This is a genomic window from Amycolatopsis sp. NPDC023774, from assembly GCF_040639695.1.
Classification (GTDB): Bacteria; Actinomycetota; Actinomycetes; order Mycobacteriales; family Pseudonocardiaceae; genus Amycolatopsis.
In genome coordinates, this window is sequence record NZ_JBFAAJ010000110.1 from 1 (window position 1) to 1,499 (window position 1,499).

A 1,499-nucleotide genomic window follows, 5' to 3' on the forward strand; every position below is an offset into this window, starting at 1 on the left:
CCGAACGCCGCCCACGCGGACGGCTGCCCACGGCGGGTCCGGTCGTCATCGATGATGTCGTCATGGAGAAGGGTCGAGTTGTGCAGCAACTCGACTGCGGTGGCCTCGGTGCCCACATCCTGCGGCGGAAGGCCCAGGCCGGCTGCGGCCGCCATCATGAGGCCGGCCCGTACCAGCTTGCTCGTGCCACCTCCACCGTCGGTGAGACCGAGGTGGTAGAGGCAGACCCGGGCCAGGTCCGGCTGCAGCGCACGAACCCGCTCCGCAAGCAGTGGCCAGACAATCGAGCGGGCGCTCTCCAGCGAAGGCAACAGCCCCGATTCGACCGGTACGGCAGGTGTAGGCATGGTGGTCCTCCTCGGCCACAGTGTTTTGGGCCTCGTCAGTGGTCATGGATCGGCGGCGTCACGGCCCTTTCGTTCTCGCTCGTCAGGCTCACGCCAGCAGCAGCGGCGCGGTCGCGAGAGTCAGGCCCCAGGTCAAGAAGTACAGCTGAAAGGTGCGCCGGTCGGCGGGACGACCGTGTCGCAGCAGTGCCCGGGCGGCGCAGGTCCAGGCCAGGATCGCGAGCACCGTGGCGCTGGCCACGCCTCTCCAGTCCTGGGCGCCCGACACGCGGGCGAGTCCGAAATAGACCACGAAGGGCAGCATCACGATGATGGCGGCGAACCAGCGGCGCACGAAGGTCGGGCCGAACACCAGCGCCGGGGTGCGGCGCCCGACGGCACGGTCGCCGTCCATGTCGCGAACGTCCTCGTAGATGAAGGCGAGGGTGAAGTAGACCGAAAAGATCGCGATCCAGGTCCACGCGGTGGCGTCGAGCGGGGCCGAGAGCCGCCAGCCGTAGGCGGGCACGACGACCTGGTACGAGAGGTTGGAGAGCGGCTTCCACCACAGGTAGTGCCGAGGAGAAGGCCAGCGATACTGCAGCACCACGACGACTTGCCAGATTAGGATCCACGGCCACACGCCGAAGACCCAGGCGAGCAGGAAGCAGATCGCCATCGCCACCCAGAAGCGACGTGCGAGGCCTGCCGCGGTGACCAGGCCGGCCGGAATGGGGCGATACGGCTTGTTGAGCGCGTCTTCCGCGCCGGAGCGGACCTGGTTCGACGAGTCGGTGACGTAGCTGAACAGCAGCCCCAGCACGGCCGCTTTCCCAACGCCAACCAGGAGTTCCGCAGCGGGCAGGCCGGTATGGAAACTGGCGGCAAGCGAAAGCATGATGGGCGGCAGGAGACCGGCGATCAGGTTGTCGGCGATCATGCGCACGGTCAGGTCCACCTCACGGCGGAAGCGGCGAGTGACGGACCGCAGCCCCGACGTGCCGCTGTCGACGCCGCGCCGCGCACGGTTGGCGCCGGCGGTCCCGTCGGTCAGCATGAGCGATCCACCACCGTGGCAGCGATGGCGCGCAGCGGAGCCGTTTGGCCGGGGTCCAACCCCGCACCGTCAAGATGGCCTTCGGCGTCGGCGAGCGCGGCGAGCGCGGCTTCCCG

2 protein-coding genes are annotated in these 1,499 nt (G+C 68.9%); both read right to left on the bottom strand.

Features of this window, described 5'->3' with window-relative positions; genetic code table 11:
* The coding region (locus AB0F91_RS47185) for a polyprenyl synthetase family protein (RefSeq protein WP_360609062.1) at positions 1–347 on the bottom strand (347 nt) is incomplete at its 3' end.
* Between the two features lie 88 nt (positions 348–435).
* A complete protein-coding gene (locus AB0F91_RS47190) occupies positions 436–1,383 on the bottom strand; it encodes a UbiA family prenyltransferase (RefSeq protein WP_360609064.1) in 948 nt (315 codons plus the stop codon).
* Positions 1,384–1,499 lie beyond the last annotated feature (116 nt).

Bases quoted from the DNA above. Each gene is read 5' to 3' on its own strand.
- AB0F91_RS47190 (WP_360609064.1), bottom strand. From the start codon at position 1,383: ATGCTGACCGACGGGACCGCCGGCGCCAACCGTGCGCGGCGCGGCGTC.